Below are 15,249 nucleotides of genomic sequence, written 5' to 3'. Positions count from 1 at the left end.
TAAAAATTCTGAGACCTATGCTTTTGACGATCATTTTGCGATGATGGGGATAACTGTGCTCAAAACGGTTGAACAATGATGCTCAATATCAAACCAAAATATGTCGTGGATGAAAAGGGGCGGAAGACCGCAGTCCTGCTATCAATCAAAGATTATCGCGCTTTGATGCAACGGCTTGAGGATTTAGAAGACGCTTTGGATCTGGATCGGGCGGTTGAAACAGCGACGGGTTTTCGGGAATACTCTGAAATACGAGCAGAATTACAGGTGGATTCTTGTTGAGAAAGGAAGACGGATGCCTCGTGGGCGATGTCATTTTGCGCTGGTGCTCGAGTTGCAGGTACAGCTCGAGCGCGATTTGCCTGAGGTAGGTGCTCTAAATCGGCAGTATTTGCCGGATCTTGTGGCGGGTTCTATGGCGCCAGATGCGATGCGTCTGCTCGGAAAGATGGGTAAGTATGGATCGCATTTTTATACGGAGGAGCAGCGCGAGACATGGGGCAAATCCGTTTCGGGCATGTTTGAGGCGCATCCCAATCTGGCGGATTATCAGAATATGGATCCACGAGATCGCGTTTTGTTGATGGGGTATATCGCGCATTTGACGACGGATGAAGCATTTCGCGATGAGGTGACGATTCACGTCCACGGTATTGAAGACTGGCGGCCCATTATTTATGGGTTGTGGTCCTATGTAGATGAATTGCCGATCAATTATCCAGGTGTCGCGGAGGTGCTGGATCGGTTTGAAGGGCGAGGAGAGGTGGGATTTATTGATCGCGAAATAGTATCTCAATTTGTGAGACGCGCGCGGGGATGGGCAGAGAGTGCAGACCCCGTTGTTCTCGAGCGTATATTTCTCAAGATGATTGGTCGTCCCCCGTCCGATGATTTGGAAAAGCATCTTGCCGAGAACAGGGGGCGGGCAGATGCGTTTTTTGATGAAAATATAAAAGCGCGTTTTGTCGATGAAGCTATTGTGCGGGGGCGAGATGAGATTGAGAAATTTGTCAGTGGGGTGTATAGTAGGTGAGGTATTATCCGTATGGGAATTAAAGTCTGGATCGCGCTTATAGGTATTTTTGCCAGTTTTGTGCTTCTGGTGCAGGGGATGGGATATGTCGCGTTTTACCTTTCGCCGCGCGATCCGGATGCGATACAACGGGCATCAGAATTTGAGGCTGCAATGGGTAGTCTGGTGCGTACGCCCGAGGATGGTGTTGTGCCTGTGGTGCAGGCAGATGGGACGCGAGACCTCGAGGCTGTGATGGCGGATGTCGAGATTCCCAATCGCCATCCCGAGGCAACGGGGGCGGTGCATCGGGTGGTAGAATGGTCTGGTGGACGATTTGGCGAAGCGCCTATGCTCGCCCAGCGGGTGCGAGAAGGGATCCTGCCGCCGGTATCGGAACGCCTGCCGGAAGATCCACTTGTTATTGTACCGCCGCAACAGCATGGGCCTTATGGTGGGACTTGGACGCGGTTTGCCACTGGTCCCCGCGATGTGGGTATTGTCGAAGCCCGGTTTGCGTATGAAGGTTTGGTGCGATGGGATGCGATGGCGCAGGAGGTGATCCCCAATCTGGCTGTGCGGTGGGAGATTGCCGATGGGGGGCGCAGTTTTATATTTTTTTTGCGAAAAGGGGTCAGGTGGTCAGACGGGCATCCGTTTACGGTTGATGATTTGATTTTCTGGTATGAGGATGTGTTGCAAAATGAGGAGATAACGCCTGTTGTTCCGCGCGATTTTAAACGGGGTGGACGGGTGATGGGGTTGGAGAAGGTCGATGATTATACGGTGCGGTTCACGTTTTTGGAACCCAATGGGTTGTTTGTTGTGAAGTTGGCGTCGGGGCGCGGTTATGAGATGTTGCGCTATCCCGCCCATTATATGAAGCAATTTCATCCGAAGTACACGTCTTTAGAAAAGCTCGAGGCGATGAGTGAGGCTGCGGGATTTGATCTGTGGAAGCAGCTTTTTGAAGATATGCGCGATTGGCGCAATCCGGATATTCCGCGTTTGTGGCCGTGGATTGTGGTTGCGCCGCCGCCCGCGCGTCCGGCAGTGCTGGAGCGCAATCCCTATTATTGGAAGGTTGATCCCGCTGGAAATCAATTACCGTATATCGACCACATGACGTTTGAGATTTTTGATCCCGAAACCATCAATCTCAAGGCGATCAACGGGGAAATAGGCATGCAGGGGCGGCACCTGCAGTTCCAGAATTATCCGCTGTTTATGGAAGGGAGAAAGAAGGGCGATTATCGGGTTGTGCACTGGATTAATGGATCGGCGGGGTCAAATATTCTGGCGTTGAATTTGAATCACCGCGATCCGGAAATGAAGAGGATTATCGGGGATCACCGCTTTCGAAAAGCCCTGTCGCTCGCGCTGAATCGCGATGAATTAAACGAGGCAGATTATTTTGGAATTGGGAAGCCGAGGCAAGTGTGTCCGCCGCCATCGTCGCCGTTTTACGATGCGGATTACGAGCGCGCATATATCGAGTACGATCCGGACCGCGCAAATGCATTGCTCGACGAGATGGGCCTGAAGCGCGGGAGAGGTGGTATGCGATTGCGGGCAGATGGCGCACCGATTAAGCTCTATATTGAGACGACGTCTCTGAACAATCGCATCTTGGAACTGGTGGCGAGTTATTGGACTGCGGTGGGGGTGCATTCAGAAGTCAAGGAAGAAGCGCGGCAGTTGTTTTACGAGCGCAAAAAGGGTTTGTTGCACGATGTTGGCGTGTGGGGCGGGTCAGATGAGCAGATCGCTGTTCTGGATCCGCGCTGGCTCGTTCCATTTAGCGATGAGTCTGTACACGCAGTGGATTATGCGCGCTGGTATCGCACGGAGAAAAAACGCGGCGAAGAACCCCCCAGAGATATGCGGCGGTGTATTGAGCTGTTTTGGGAGATTGAGAAGACGATTGACGAAGCCGAACAGATCCGGCTTATGGGAGAAATTATCGATTTGAACCGAAAGAATCTGTGGGTTATCGGCACGGTGGGGGCATTGCCCTCGTTTTATCTGGTCAAAAATTCATTTCGCAATGTGCCCGAGGTCGCGATGTCCGGCTGGGCATTTCGCACGCCCGGGAATACGGCGGTTGAGTGTTATGCGATTGAGGAATAGATGAACAAGTAATTGTTCAAATTGGAGAGTCGTATGGCTTATAAAACACAATCGCGGGACACGAATCATAGGGTAGAACGCCTGCTCATTGAAGCGTATCGGCGCATGACACCACACGAAAAAGCCGAGAAGATATCCCAACTCTCTCAGGCGTGTACAGACCTTGCAGTTGCGGGCATTCGCAGCCGGTATCCCGAGGCAGATGAGCGAGAAATTCGCCTTCGCCTCGGCGCGTTGCGGCTCTCCCGGCAGACCATGATTAAAGCATTTGGCTGGGATCCACACAAAGAGGGCTATTGACGTGATTTCTGAACCCCTTTGCGTCGCCTTGCAAATGGCTGAAATTTTTGAAAATCTGGATATTCCATATCTCGTGGGCGGGTCAATTGCCAGTTCCATCTACGGAGAGCCTCGCGCCACACAGGATATCGACATGGTTGCAGAACTGAAGAATCACCATATTCAAGCTCTCATTGCAAATACCCAAAATGCATTTTACATCGAAGAAGATGATGTTATTCGCGCTGTCTCTCGGCACAGTTCCTTCAATGTTATCCATCTCGAAACAATGATTAAGGTAGATATTTTTGTACCTGGTTCTGAAGCGATTGACCGCGAAGAAATGCGTCGTCGAAGGCCGCAGACCATTGCTGACACGCAATTGATCGTGGCAACGCCAGAGGATATTGTACTGCAAAAATTGATCTGGTATCGAAAAGGTGGCGAAGTTTCAGACCGACAATTAAGGGATGTATCGGGTATCTTAAAAGTACAGGGCGACAGGTTAGATTGGGGTTACCTGAAGCACTGGGCGAAATCGCTAAATTTGTCTGAATTATTGCAACGGGCAAAAGAAGGGTCTGAGCAACATAATGGCTGAACTCAAAATATTTCTATCTTCATTCATCTGCGAAAACGCTCAAATTACTCGCGTTTTTTTCTGCGGATAGTTTTTTTCACCTTCCAGGGAAATTTTTATATGCTCGCCCTCATCATTAAACGCTTACTCTGGATGATTCCCACCATGGTGATCATCTCATTCATCTCATTCTCGATTATCCAGCTTCCACCGGGGGATTATCTCACGTCGTATATTGCCGCGCTGGGTGAAACGGGGGAGACGGTGGATGAGGCACAGGCTGCGGCACTGCGGGCGCGGTACAATCTCGATCAGCCTTTTATGGTGCAATACTGGCGGTGGCTGGTCGGCATGGTACAGGGCGATTTGGGGATGTCGTTTGAGTGGAATCGGCCCGTGACAGAGCTGATTGGCGAACGCATTTTACTGACGTCTATTATTTCGATTGTGACGCTGCTGGTGACGTGGGCACTGGCGATTCCGGTTGGGATTTATTCGGCTGTGAAGCAGTATTCTCTGCCGGATTATTGTTTTACGTTTCTGGGCTTTATCGGGCTTGCAACACCCAATTTTTTGCTCGCGCTCGTTTTTATGTACATCGGGTATTCCGTGTTTGGGGTGAGTGCAGGGGGATTGTTTTCACCGGAGTATCAGAGTGCGGCGTGGTCTTTTGGCAAATTTCTCGATTTGCTCTGGCATTTGTGGATCCCTGTGATTGTGATTGGTACGTCGGGTACGGCGGGGTTGATACGGGTAATGCGGGGCAATTTGCTGGATGAATTGCGGAAACAATACGTGATGACTGCCCGCGCCAAAGGCGTGCGCTACTGGGTGTTGCTGATGCGGTATCCGGTGCGTGTGGCGCTCAATCCGCTCGTCAGTACTGTGGGATGGGTTTTGCCGGGCATTGTGTCTGGGGCGACGATTACGTCGGTGGTGTTGGGCTTGCCGACGACGGGACCGCTGTTATTGCGCGCGCTTATGAATCAGGATATGTATCTGGCGGGCAGTATGGTGATGATGTTGAGCCTGTTGACGCTTGTCGGTACGCTTATTTCAGACATTTTGTTGTTGTGGCTCGATCCGCGCATTCGCTACGAAGAGGGAGAGCATTAGATGGCTATGCCCAGACGAGAAGAGGCGGTCGAGCAAGATGTGCTGACCGGGGAAACGGAGGCTTATGCTGCGTCTCAGTGGCAGTTGATGTGGTGGAAGTTTCGCAAGCACCACCTGGCGATGGCTGCGGGTATGGTTATTGTCGCGCTTTATGTGGTGGCTGTGTTTTGCGAGTTTTTGGCACCTTATACGCTCAATCATCGGCAGGTTGCCTATGCGTTTGCTCCGCCTCAGCGTTTGCAATTTGTGTCGGATGAGGGCGTGCATTTCTGGCCGTTTGTGTATGGATTCAAGGGCGTGCGACATCCGGAAACGCTTCGGAAGTTCTATATCGAAGACCGCTCGCAGCGCTATGCCGTACGGTTGTTTGTGCGAGGCGCACCCTATCGGTTTTGGGGCTTGTTTGAGACGGATATCCATCTTTTTGGTGTTGATGATGGGGGGACGCTTTTTCTGTTGGGTACGGATCATCTCGGGCGGGATTTGCTTTCGAGGATTATTTACGGTTCGCGCATTTCGCTGACGATAGGGCTGGTGGGGGTGACACTGAGTTTTGTGTTTGGTCTGGTGATCGGCGTGGTGTCTGGATACTACGGGGGGTGGATCGATAATCTCATTCAGCGCGGGATTGAGATTCTCAGGTCTTTTCCGTCTATTCCGCTGTGGATGGCTCTGGCCGCGGCGCTGCCTTCATCGTGGTCGCCCTTGCAGATCTATATGGGCATTACGGTTGTGTTGTCCTTTATTGGGTGGACGGGTTTGGCGCGGCAGGTGCGCGGGAAAATTTTGTCGTTGCGCGAAGAGGATTTTGCAACTGCTGCATTGCTTGCCGGCGCGAGTCGCTGGCGGATTATGACGCGGCATTTGCTGCCTTCGTTTATGAGCCATATTATTGTGAGTTTGACGCTCGCTGTGCCGGGCATGATTTTGGGCGAGACTTCGCTGAGTTTTCTCGGTCTTGGGCTGCGTCCGCCAGTGACGAGTTGGGGCGTGCTGTTGAAAGAGGCGCAAAATGTTCAGGCTGTGGCTTTTCAGCCGTGGCTTTTGACGCCTGTGATTTTTGTAATTATTACTGTGCTCGCATTTAATTTTGTCGGCGACGGTCTGCGCGACGCCGCCGATCCTTATTCACGTTAGGGGATTAGACTTATGGAACTTCGACAGAACAGGGTGAAACACAAGTTGCGACGAGGCGAACAGGCGTATATCGCCGGTGGATTTACGCACGCGGATGATATCGACACATTTGGTCCCGCAAATTTTGATGGGATATGGATTGAGGGTGAGCACGGCCCTATGGCTTTTGACGAGTTGGGCAATCTCACGCGCGCCTGTGACCTGTGGGGCATGACGTCGATTGTGCGCGTGAATCGCAATGATCAGACGCTTATTTATCGCACGCTGGACAGGGGCGCGCAGGGTATTGTGGTGCCGCATGTGAACACGCGCGAAGAAGCGGAAAATGTCGTGGCTGGTGGGCGGTTCGCGCCCATTGGGCAGCGCGGTATGTTCACGAGCCGGCAGGGCTATGGTGTTGCGGATTATTTTGCAAAGGCCAATGACGAAGTGTTGCTCACCATTTTGATTGAAGACATCGTCGCGGTGGAGAATCTGGATGAAATTCTGACTGTGGATCAGATCGATGTATTTTTTGTCGCGCCTTCAGACCTGGGGGCGTCGATGGGGTATATTGGCGATTTGGAAAATAAAGTGGTGCAAAAGACGATTGACGACGCGCTTGCGAAGATCATCGCCTCGGGGCGTATAGCCGGTACGATGACCTCGTCGGACAATGTGGGAAAATTTGCCGCTGCCGGGGTGCAGATGATGCTGGTGAATAGCACCGGGTGGTTGCAAGAGGGTGCGAAGGCGTTTATAGCGCGGGCAAAAGGGGCTGTGTGATTTGGACCATGTGTTGACCATAAATAATTTGAAGACGCACTTTTTTCTCGATGAGGGAACGGTTCGCGCTGTGGATGGCGTGACGATGGATATTCCCCGGGGAAAGACGGTGGGGATTGTGGGTGAGAGTGGGTGCGGGAAGAGCGTGACGGCTTTTTCGGCATTGCGCCTGGTGTCATCGCCCGGGCGAATTGTGGAGGGCGAGATTGTTTTGCATCGTCCAGATCGCGAGATTTATTTGACGGATCTGGATGAGGAGGGCGAGGATATTCGCGCGATTCGCGGGCACGAAATTGCGATGATTTTCCAGGAGCCAATGACGTCGCTGAGTCCGGTGCATACGGTGGGGTTTCAAATTGTGGAGGCGATTCGGTTACATCTCGATTTGCGGGGTGAAGAAGCATGGTCGCTCGCCGTAAATATGCTGGATCGGGTTGGGATTCCAGATGCGGAGCGGCGGTTTGCACAATATCCGCACGAGATGAGCGGCGGGATGCGACAGCGCGTGATGATTGCGATGGCGCTTTCGTGCCGTCCAGCACTGTTGATTGCCGATGAACCCACGACGGCATTAGATGTCACCATTCAGGCGCAGATACTGGATTTGATGCGCGATTTGCAAGACGAATTTCAGATGTCGATTATGCTGATTACACACGATTTGGGCGTGGTCGCGGAAATGGCAGATGAGGTTGCGGTGATGTATATGGGGCGCATTGTGGAACACGCGGCGACAGAGGAGATTTTTGAAAATCCCAAACACCCCTATACACAGGCGCTGATGCAATCTATCCCGGGAATGACCCGGGCGAGAAAGACGCGGTTGCAGACGATCAGGGGATCTGTGCCCGATCCCTATACGCAATTGCATGGGTGTCCTTTTCATCCGCGATGTGAAGTGGCGCAGGATGGGGTGTGCAATGCGGGCGATAGGCCAGAATTGCTCGCTGTTGGAGATGGGCATGGGGTTGCGTGTGTGCTTTATGGAGAGGATGTGCGCGATGCGTGAACAGAATGCCCTGTTGCGGGTGCGCGATCTAAGAAAGCATTTTCCTATTACGCGTGGTTTTTTCAATACTGTTGTCGGCCAGGTCAAAGCCGTAGATGGCGTGAGTTTTGATTTGTTTGAGGGTGAGTGCCTGGGACTGGTAGGGGAAAGTGGATCGGGTAAAACAACGGTTGGGCGCACGATTTTGCGGGCGATAGCCCCCACGGCTGGCGAGGTGTGGTTCCGCAAGGATAGCGAGGAGGTCGATGTTGCACGGGCACCCCACGATGTGCTCAAGTCGCTGCGCCGAGATATGCAGATGATTTTTCAAGATCCCTACGCCTCTTTGAATCCGCGTATGACGGTGCTCGATATTATTGGTGAACCGCTGCTGGTCAATGGGGTCGCAGATCGCCACGAACGGGAGACGCGCGTGCGGAAATTGCTCGTTCAGGTGGGGTTGAATCCCCATTTTTTGCGGCGGTATCCACACGCTTTTAGCGGGGGGCAGCGGCAGCGTATTGGCATTGCGAGGGCACTGGCATTGCATCCCAAGTTGATCGTGGCGGATGAACCCGTTTCCGCGCTGGATGTCTCTGTGCAGGCGCAGGTGCTCAATTTGCTTCAGGAGTTGCAAGAAAAGTTCGGGTTGACGTATTTGTTTGTCGCGCACGATTTGAGTGTGGTGCGCCATATTTCCGACCGCGTGGCGGTGATGTATGTGGGTAAGGTTGTGGAATTGGCGTCGGTTGATCAGCTTTTTCAAAGTCCGGCGCATCCCTATACCGAGGCACTTTTGTCGGCGGTACCCAATCCAGATCCCAAACGAAAGAAGAAGCGCGTTTTGCTGTCTGGCGAGGTAGCGGATCCCGGGGATACGCCTTCGGGATGCGCGTTTCATCCGCGCTGTCCTTATGCTGAGGATCAATGTAAGGAGGAAGTGCCAGAATTGCGCGAGATCGCGCCAGGGCATGCGGTGCGCTGTCATTTGAGCGATGTATTGCAGTTGGAAGGTATGACGGGGTAGGGGTGGACCCATGAATCTGCCCATCATTAAGTAAAAGGAGAAAGAGATGAAGGTTGAACACATTGCTTTTGTTGTTGATGATCCCGATGTGGTTGCAAAGTGGTATTGCGATAATCTGGGTATGCGCGTTGTGCGCCAGGGGCCACCGCCCATCAAGATGACGTTTGTGGCGGATTCGGAAGGGACGACGATGTACGAGCTTTATCATCAGCCAGAAGTGGAGACGCCGGATTACGCTTCGATGCACCATCTGGCACTGCATTTTGCTTATGCGACTGAGGATATTGAGGCCGATTTTGCGCGTTTGAAAGCCGCGGGCGCAACAGTTGTGCAGGAACCCGAACCCACGGATGCAGGGGATACGCTGGCGATGCTGCGCGATCCCTGGGGCGTTTGCGTACAACTGGTGCATCGCAAAGAGAAGATGCTTTGAGGGGTGAGAAGTTAGACTCAATTATTGACCATTATGCCCGTTAGTGGTAGATTATGGCCCGATTTTGATCTGGTGAGGAGGGCGTATGCCTGTTCTGGATGTTGAAAGGCTCAAAGGGGCCTGTACACAGGTGTTTGAAGGCGCAGGTCTGGGCGCAGAAGAAGCGCGCCAGATTGCGCATTCGCTGGTGTTGTCCAATTTGATGGGGCACGATTCCCACGGTGTGATTCGCCTGGTGCAATACGTTCAGGCACTCGAGGAAGGGCGCGTGCACGCCGGGCAAGAGATCGCGGTTGTGCGCGAGGCAGATGCTTCGGCGGTTGTCGATGGTGGTTGGGGGTTTGGACAAACGGTTTGCCATCAGGCTATGGCACTGGCAATGGAGAAGGCAAAACAGCGGTCGGTTGCCATAGTCGAGCTTTTCAATAGCGGGCATATTGGGCGTTTGGGCGAATATGTGGAGGTCGCTGCCGAGGCCGAGATGATTGGTATTGTGATGTGCAACAATCACGGCGGGGGATTGTTGCAGCATCCGTTCGGCGGTATTGACGCGCGCATGTCGCCCAATCCCATTGCTGTGGGTATTCCCACGGGGGACGATTTTCCAATTGTTGTGGATTTGACCACGAGTGTTGTCGCGGAAGGGAAAATCCGGGTGAAGCGTAATTTGGGGGAATCGCTGCCCGAAGGATGGGTTATTGATGCAGAGGGCGATCCGGCGACGGATCCGGCAAAGTTTTATGGTCCGCCCAGAGGGGCTATTTTGCCTTTTGGCGGGATTTCTGCGCATAAGGGCTACGCGCTTTCTGTGGTGGTTGATGTTTTGTCTGGCGCACTCGGTGGCGGTGGTTGCAGTCGCGAAGGTGGACTTTCCGGTGGCAATGGGGTGTTTATTATGGCGCTGGATATTGGGGCTTTTGTCGGACGCGATCAATTTCGCGATGAGATGCAATCATTTGTTCAGTTTTTGAAGAGTGCCCGGCTCGCGCCCGGGTTTGATGAAATTTTGATGCCAGGTGAGATGGAAGCGCGCATGCGGCGGGAGAAAGAAGCCCGTGGTGTAGATATAGATGATGAGACCTGGCGACAGATTTGCGAAACAGGACAGGCAGTTGGTATAACCTTAGCTTAAGGAGGTTGGTTTGCCGAAGGATGAACTCAATGCCGTTGTGACACAACGTCTCGAAGTGACCCCCGATTTGATTATTCTTCGCGTTGTGCCCGACGGATGGGAATTGCCGGCTTTTGAAGCCGGGCAATTTGGCGTGATCGGATTGCCTCCTGATGCACCCCGCACAGAGTATTCAGACCCTGTCGAAGATTACGAGAAGCCGCAGAGAGGTTTGATCCGGCGGGCGTATTCTATTGCATCTTCTTCGGTGGCAACAGAGTACCTCGAGTTTTATATCACCCTGGTGAGGTCGGGGGCGTTGACGCCCAGGTTATTCGCGCTCGAAATTGGCGATCGCCTCTGGTTGGGGCCAAAAATTACGGGTATGTTTACGCTGCAAGATGTTCCGCCAAATAAAAATGTCGTGATGGTGGCGACGGGCACGGGATTGGCACCTTATATGAGTATGCTGCGGACTTATTTGAAAGAAAACACAGAGCGGCGTTTTGTGGTGTTGCACGGGGCGCGACATTCATGGGATTTGGGGTATCGGTCAGAATTGGAGATGATGCAAGATTTATGTGCTAATTTTATTTACATTCCCCAGATTAGTCGTCCGGCAAATGAGCATGTGGCGTGGAGCGGATATACGGGTTATGTGCAGAATTTGTGGACAGATGGTCCGCTCGATGAGGTCTGGGGGGGACATCCCACGTCTGAAGATACGCATGTGTTTGTATGTGGTAATCCCTATATGTGCGATGATGTGACAGAAATTCTGGTTTCGGAGGGTTTTAAGGAGCACAAGCGGAGAGATCCCGGGCAGATACATATAGAACGCTATTGGTGAGATATGGGAGAGGATATAACGACTGATGCGATTGTGCTGGGCGCTGGGCACAATGGCCTCATTTTGCAGGCGTATTTGTGTCGCGCAGGACTCAATGTGATTTGCCTAGAGCGAACGGATAAACCCGGAGGCGGGCTGGCGACTGTTGAAGACCCCCGTTATCCGGGTTTTTTGCACAATACGCATTCTTTTTTTCATCGCGCCATCACGCAAATGCCGTGGTTTGACGATTTGCACCTAAAACGGTATGGCGCGCGCTATATTGAGCCCGAACTGAATGTGGCTCTTGTGCTGAGAAATGACGATGTGCTGAAATGGTACACGGATTTTGAACGCACTGAAGATAGTTTTGCGCGGTTTAGTAAGAAGGATGCACAGACACTTCGGCGATGGCGCAATGCGTTTGACCCCGTTGTGAGAAATATTCTGTCTGTAGAGGCACAGGCACCGCCTATGCCACAGGAATTAAGGCAAGAGATTTTGTCGCAGACCCGGGAAGGGAAGATGTTGCTCGAGGTCAGCGCGCTTTCCCCTCTTGAGTTTGTGAGTCGGGAATTTGAACACCCGGTTATTCGAGCCGGGTTGTTGTTTTTCAATGGGCTGCGCGAGGTGGATTTGCGCGCCGCGGGATTTGGACACCATATACCGGCTTTGCTGGCGAGCAAGGGGAAAGCTCAGGTGTGTGTGGGCGGGGCAGCGGGACTGGCGCGCGCGCTTGTTGCCGCTATTTCTGATATGGGTGGGGAGATCTGGTTGCAAACCGACCCCGGGCGCATTGTGGTGGAGGATAATCGCGTTAAAGGTGTTGAGACGGTGGATGGCAAGTATATTAAAGCGCCTGTGGTCGTGTCCAGCCTGAATCCCCATCAGACGTTTCTCGATTTGATTGACCGCGAGGCGTTGCCCGATGCCTGGAAAAACCGGGTCGAGAAATTTAAGTATAATGTGCTGGCTCCGCTGTTCGCACTCCATTTGAATTTGAGTGAATCGCCGCGTTATCGCGCTGTGGAAAAACACCCGGAAGTGGCGGATGCGCTGATGGTTATTCTGGGGCTGGAACACGCGGATCAATATGGAGATATTGTTGCCCACCACGAGAAGGGGACGATTCCGTCGGCTGTGATGTGGGGCGCGTGTCCAACGCATTTTGATGCCACGCAGGCTCCGTTGGGCAAACACACGGCGTTTATGTGGCAGAAGTTGCCATTTCATCTGTATGGCGATTCTGCAAACTGGGATCGGCAGCGGGATGCGGTTGGTCGCGATATGCTGGATATGTGGTCTGAGTACGCGCCCAATTTGAGGGATTGTGTGATCGATTCTTTTGTTCGTAGTCCACTGGATGTCGAGCGCGCATTGCCCAATATGCGGGATGGGGATTTGCTCGTGGGTGCGTTTACAAATGGGCAGACGGGTTATAACCGTCCCTTTCCCGGTGCCGGGCATTATCGGGGATATTTTGAAGGGCTGTACCTTTGCGGGTCGTGCTGTCATCCCGGCGGCAATGTGACTGGTTTGCCGGGGTATAATGCAGCACAGGTTATTCACAGCGATCTGGGTATTACCGCTTCATGGATACCTGAGCCTGTAGATGTACGATTGGGGAGATAGGTCCGCGTCAAGACAGAAGGAGTGGGAAGTATTCTAAAATTGAGAGGACAAAGCCGAGGACGGTGAGGAGGAGACAGAGCAGGGCTATGAGAATGGTGATGCGCCCTTCGCGGTATTCTGCACTTGAAACGAGGATTTGCGCTGCGATCCAGCCGCCGATAAAACCGCCCAGATGCGCCCAGTTGTTGACGCCGCTCATGAGAAAGCCCAGGACAAATAGCATGATGGCCCATTGCCACATCTGTCGCGTCATGAGTGACATCATCTGCGTTTTCTGCTTGCGGCCGTACACAATGATGGCGGCAAAAAGTCCAAAAATAGCCCCTGAAGCGCCTACGGTGGGGTAGCCTGAGATGAGATTGGATAGGATGAAGCCGATAGCTCCCGCGACGGTGTAGATGATAAAATAGCGCGCCGGGCCGAAGAACTGACCGACCTCGGGACCGAGTTGCCGGATCCACAGGACGTTGAACAGGATGTGGAGGAGGCTGCCGTGAAGATATGTCGCGGTGAGGACAGTCCACCAGGGGGCCTCGCCATGGGTCATACCGAGAACGATCAGCGGGATATTGCCGGGGCTGAGCATGCCAAAAAGCCCGCCGCCCATAGACAGTGCGGCGCCGAGGTCGAGCAATAGACTGACTGCGTAAAGGGCAATACACGCGGTGGGTATCAGGGTGAGGACATCGATGCGACCGCCAAAAAGCCGGTTCAGCGCGGGACCGAGACCCCAGAGACTGGGATTATAAGCGCCGCAATGGGGGCATCTTTTCTCATCGGTATTGATGAGGTAGCCACAGCCTGGGCAGATCATGGAGGTGGGAGGTGGCATGGAATTACTCGAGTTTTGACCAGTTGTTGAGGATGAGTGAGAGGCCCCTGAGTACGCGTCGCATATCGCATTCTGACGTGTGGCCCATAGCCGCAATGCGGAAGGCTTTGTCTCTGGTGTCACCATAGCCCGGGGCGAGTTGTACATTGAGCAATTTTTTTGCGCGATCGACGAAATCAGAACCCGAAATGTGGTCTGGTAAGAGGATGACATTTACGGTCAGGCTCTCGTATCCCGGTTTGGCTATGAGGTTCAGGCCGTGTTTTCCTGCCCATTCGCGTTGCATGTGGGCGAGGCTCTGATGGCGTTTGAAACGTTGGTCGCCTTCTCGTTTCATTTCTTCGAGACGCGCATTCAGACATTGTAAGGTCAGGTCGGCTACGGTCATGGGGGTTTGGGCTGTTTTTGCGCGCGTTCGCCATTCGATCAAGTCGAGGACATAACCGCGGTTTGGCGTGTTGGCTGCGATGTCAAACGCGCGGTCGGATACTATCATGACAGAGCCGATGGTGGGGCACGCGAAGTCTTTTTGCAGGCTCCAGAGATAGTAGTCGGGGCGCAAGGTCTCCATCGGCGTATCTGATGCCCCTGCTATGCTGACTGCGTCAATGGCAACCAGGGTTTTGGGAGATGCGTTGCGGACGGTGTCACACATTTCCTGAATGGGTAGCATAACACCGGTAGATGTTTCGTTGTGGGTCAAAAGGGCAAGGTCGTAGTTTTTTGCAATGGCGTTGGACCATGTCCGAGCGCAGATGCCGTCGCCCCAGGCTGCTTTTAAGATGTCGATGTCGCGTCCGTGACTTGTGAAGATCTGTGCCCATTTTTTTGAAAAAGCACCGATGTCCATGCCCAATGTTGCACCATTGCAGGGCGTATTGGTGACGACCATTTCCCAGTTGTAGCTGCCGGTGTGGCCGAAGATGAGCGGCGTAAATCCGCGTGGAATTTGAAAGACTTCGCGCAGCAAATCTACAGTTTTTTGATAGCAAGCTTGAAATGCAGCGGATCGGTGGGAATAGGTCGTCTGATATGTTTGCAAGACCCGGCGAACCGCAGGGGTGAGCATGTGCGGTCCAGGTGCCCAAAGGGCAAGCGCAGGCAGGCTAAGGTTGGCTATTTCTCGGGCAAGAGCTGATGACAAGCGGTTTGCTCCATAAAAAAAACCCGTTAATTTAACGGGTTGGATTAATGGAGCGGGAAACGGGATTCGAACCCGCGACCTTCTGCATGGCAAGCAGATGCTCTAGCCAGCTGAGCTATTCCCGCTCGTTGTGAGGACTCAAAAATTACAAAAAGGATCATGGCTTGTCAAGGTCAATTTTGTCTTTGTTGGTAAAGGGGCTGTTCTTTATTTTTGAGATGAAGAAGAAAAATA

16 protein-coding genes and 1 tRNA gene are annotated in these 15,249 nt (G+C 52.8%); 14 read left to right on the top strand and 3 right to left on the bottom strand.

Annotated elements, in window-relative coordinates:
- Positions 1–75: 75 nt before the first annotated feature.
- From OXG87_17795 to OXG87_17730, 14 genes are all read left to right on the top strand, one after another.
- Positions 76–282 carry a hypothetical protein gene (locus tag OXG87_17795; GenBank protein ID MCY3871406.1) on the top strand — a complete coding sequence of 69 codons (207 nt, stop codon included), beginning with the start codon at positions 76–78 and terminating at the stop codon, positions 280–282.
- Between the two features lie 13 nt (positions 283–295).
- Positions 296–1,033: a zinc dependent phospholipase C family protein gene (locus OXG87_17790; protein ID MCY3871405.1), complete on the top strand. Its 738-nt coding sequence runs from the start codon at positions 296–298 to the stop codon at positions 1,031–1,033.
- Between the two features lie 12 nt (positions 1,034–1,045).
- Positions 1,046–3,142, top strand: a complete 2,097-nt coding sequence (locus OXG87_17785) for an ABC transporter substrate-binding protein (GenBank protein ID MCY3871404.1) — start codon at positions 1,046–1,048, stop codon at positions 3,140–3,142.
- 33 nt (positions 3,143–3,175) lie between these two features.
- Positions 3,176–3,442, top strand: coding sequence for a hypothetical protein (locus OXG87_17780; protein ID MCY3871403.1), 267 nt, complete (start codon positions 3,176–3,178; stop codon positions 3,440–3,442).
- Position 3,443: 1 nt separating this feature from the next.
- Entirely contained in the window at positions 3,444–4,022 is a 579-nt protein-coding gene (locus tag OXG87_17775; protein ID MCY3871402.1) for a hypothetical protein, read from the top strand.
- Positions 4,023–4,121: 99 nt separating this feature from the next.
- Entirely contained in the window at positions 4,122–5,117 is a 996-nt protein-coding gene (locus OXG87_17770; GenBank protein MCY3871401.1) for an ABC transporter permease, read from the top strand.
- On the top strand, positions 5,118–6,254 hold the full coding sequence (locus OXG87_17765) for an ABC transporter permease (GenBank protein MCY3871400.1): 1,137 nt from the start codon (positions 5,118–5,120) through the stop codon (positions 6,252–6,254).
- Between the two features lie 12 nt (positions 6,255–6,266).
- Positions 6,267–7,019, top strand: coding sequence for an aldolase/citrate lyase family protein (locus tag OXG87_17760; protein MCY3871399.1), 753 nt, complete (start codon positions 6,267–6,269; stop codon positions 7,017–7,019).
- Position 7,020: 1 nt separating this feature from the next.
- Positions 7,021–8,028: an ABC transporter ATP-binding protein gene (locus OXG87_17755; protein ID MCY3871398.1), complete on the top strand. Its 1,008-nt coding sequence runs from the start codon at positions 7,021–7,023 to the stop codon at positions 8,026–8,028.
- Complete coding sequence (locus OXG87_17750; protein ID MCY3871397.1) at positions 8,021–9,034, top strand: ATP-binding cassette domain-containing protein; 1,014 nt, start codon at positions 8,021–8,023, stop codon at positions 9,032–9,034. The genes OXG87_17755 and OXG87_17750 overlap by 8 nt, the downstream gene beginning before the upstream one ends.
- 46 nt (positions 9,035–9,080) lie before the next feature.
- A complete protein-coding gene (locus OXG87_17745) occupies positions 9,081–9,467 on the top strand; it encodes a VOC family protein (protein ID MCY3871396.1) in 387 nt (128 codons plus the stop codon).
- Positions 9,468–9,552: 85 nt separating this feature from the next.
- Positions 9,553–10,599 carry an Ldh family oxidoreductase gene (locus tag OXG87_17740; GenBank protein MCY3871395.1) on the top strand — a complete coding sequence of 349 codons (1,047 nt, stop codon included), beginning with the start codon at positions 9,553–9,555 and terminating at the stop codon, positions 10,597–10,599.
- A gap of 10 nt (positions 10,600–10,609) precedes the next feature.
- Positions 10,610–11,428, top strand: coding sequence for a ferredoxin--NADP reductase (locus OXG87_17735; GenBank protein ID MCY3871394.1), 819 nt, complete (start codon positions 10,610–10,612; stop codon positions 11,426–11,428).
- Between the two features lie 3 nt (positions 11,429–11,431).
- On the top strand, positions 11,432–13,039 hold the full coding sequence (locus OXG87_17730) for an NAD(P)/FAD-dependent oxidoreductase (GenBank protein ID MCY3871393.1): 1,608 nt from the start codon (positions 11,432–11,434) through the stop codon (positions 13,037–13,039).
- A gap of 7 nt (positions 13,040–13,046) precedes the next feature.
- Here OXG87_17730 and OXG87_17725 read toward each other — a convergent pair whose 3' ends face one another.
- The 3 genes from OXG87_17725 to OXG87_17715 form a co-directional block, all read right to left on the bottom strand.
- Positions 13,047–13,871, bottom strand: coding sequence for a rhomboid family intramembrane serine protease (locus tag OXG87_17725; GenBank protein ID MCY3871392.1), 825 nt, complete (start codon positions 13,869–13,871; stop codon positions 13,047–13,049).
- A gap of 4 nt (positions 13,872–13,875) precedes the next feature.
- Entirely contained in the window at positions 13,876–15,015 is a 1,140-nt protein-coding gene (locus tag OXG87_17720; protein ID MCY3871391.1) for an aminotransferase class V-fold PLP-dependent enzyme, read from the bottom strand.
- Between the two features lie 48 nt (positions 15,016–15,063).
- Positions 15,064–15,140: transfer RNA gene (locus tag OXG87_17715), tRNA-Gly, on the bottom strand.
- Between the last annotated feature and the right edge of the window lie 109 nt (positions 15,141–15,249).

The organism is Gemmatimonadota bacterium (genome assembly GCA_026706845.1).
In the GTDB taxonomy this organism is placed as follows: domain Bacteria; phylum Latescibacterota; class UBA2968; order UBA2968; family UBA2968; genus VXRD01.
Note: the sequence above shows the minus strand (reverse complement) of the source record. Positions and strands in the feature narration are given on the sequence as shown.

Bases quoted from the DNA above. Each gene is read 5' to 3' on its own strand.
- OXG87_17795 (MCY3871406.1), top strand. From the start codon at position 76: ATGATGCTCAATATCAAACCAAAATATGTCGTGGATGAAAAGGGGCGG.
- OXG87_17790 (MCY3871405.1), top strand. From the start codon at position 296: ATGCCTCGTGGGCGATGTCATTTTGCGCTGGTGCTCGAGTTGCAGGTA.
- OXG87_17785 (MCY3871404.1), top strand. From the start codon at position 1,046: ATGGGAATTAAAGTCTGGATCGCGCTTATAGGTATTTTTGCCAGTTTT.
- OXG87_17780 (MCY3871403.1), top strand. From the start codon at position 3,176: ATGGCTTATAAAACACAATCGCGGGACACGAATCATAGGGTAGAACGC.
- OXG87_17770 (MCY3871401.1), top strand. From the start codon at position 4,122: ATGCTCGCCCTCATCATTAAACGCTTACTCTGGATGATTCCCACCATG.
- OXG87_17765 (MCY3871400.1), top strand. From the start codon at position 5,118: ATGGCTATGCCCAGACGAGAAGAGGCGGTCGAGCAAGATGTGCTGACC.
- OXG87_17760 (MCY3871399.1), top strand. From the start codon at position 6,267: ATGGAACTTCGACAGAACAGGGTGAAACACAAGTTGCGACGAGGCGAA.
- OXG87_17750 (MCY3871397.1), top strand. From the start codon at position 8,021: ATGCGTGAACAGAATGCCCTGTTGCGGGTGCGCGATCTAAGAAAGCAT.
- OXG87_17745 (MCY3871396.1), top strand. From the start codon at position 9,081: ATGAAGGTTGAACACATTGCTTTTGTTGTTGATGATCCCGATGTGGTT.
- OXG87_17740 (MCY3871395.1), top strand. From the start codon at position 9,553: ATGCCTGTTCTGGATGTTGAAAGGCTCAAAGGGGCCTGTACACAGGTG.
- OXG87_17730 (MCY3871393.1), top strand. From the start codon at position 11,432: ATGGGAGAGGATATAACGACTGATGCGATTGTGCTGGGCGCTGGGCAC.
- OXG87_17725 (MCY3871392.1), bottom strand. From the start codon at position 13,871: ATGCCACCTCCCACCTCCATGATCTGCCCAGGCTGTGGCTACCTCATC.